The following is an 817-nucleotide window of genomic DNA, read 5'->3' on the forward strand; positions in this document are numbered from 1 at the left end:
GGTCGCGTTGCAGGAGAGTGGTCACGGCCTGCTCCTGCCCCAGATCATGCAGTGCCTCTAGCAGAAGAGCGACACCTTCGGGGTCGGTGAGGTCGGCGTGGGTGGCGGGACTGTGCTCCAGGAGAGCGGTCACGGCTTGTTCCTGCCCTGTCCCGTGCAGCAGTTGCAGCAGGTCTGCGATGGCTTCCGTATCGGAAAGGTCGATAGTCATCCAGTCAGCGCTGTACCTGCTCGGGTAAGCATCCTTGGTCAACAAGCGCACCAGGCTCCGGCCGAGGGTGTTGGGATGAGCCGAGGTTGCCCGGTGCCAGAGCCGGGTCGCGTGCTGGAACAGCCCACGAGCCTCGGCGGCTTCAGCCAGAGTGTGCAGGGTGTGGGGGTCGTGGGTGTGGTCGAGCAGGGCCTGCCACAGGGCAGGGCTGCCGAGTTGGTCGGCGCGGCGGTGGCGCAGGTGTTGGTCGAGATAGTCGGCCGGTTCGTAGCCGACCTCGGCGCCGGCGCGGGCTACGTGGGGGTGCAGGGCGGTCAGGGTGTGGCGGATGTCGGTGCGCCCGCCTCCCGGGCGTCGGCCGGTGCACAACGCGGTCAGCGCCGCCTGGGCCCAGTCGGGGTCGGTGGGGCGTTCACGGGGGTCCAGGTCCGCGTCGGCGGCTTGGGCGAGCAGGGCTGCGGGCAGGGGAGCGCGGTGGCCCAGGCGGCGGGCGTCGATGGCGGCGGTGAGCAGGGCGTGTTCGACGGGGGTGAAGGTGTGGCCGGGGCCCTGGTCGTAGGCGGCCAACAGGGCGGGGCCGCCGCTGAGGTGCTGAACCACCCGGCC

1 pseudogene is annotated in these 817 nt (G+C 71.0%); it reads right to left on the reverse strand.

The features are described 5' to 3' along the window. Positions 1 to 778: pseudogene (locus tag DQW06_RS25255) on the reverse strand (hypothetical protein); the annotation flags it as partial. Positions 779 to 817: the final 39 nt, after the last annotated feature.

The sequence above is a fragment of the Nocardiopsis sp. TNDT3 genome, from assembly GCF_003427465.1.
GTDB lineage: Bacteria > Actinomycetota > Actinomycetes > Streptosporangiales > Streptosporangiaceae > Nocardiopsis > Nocardiopsis dassonvillei.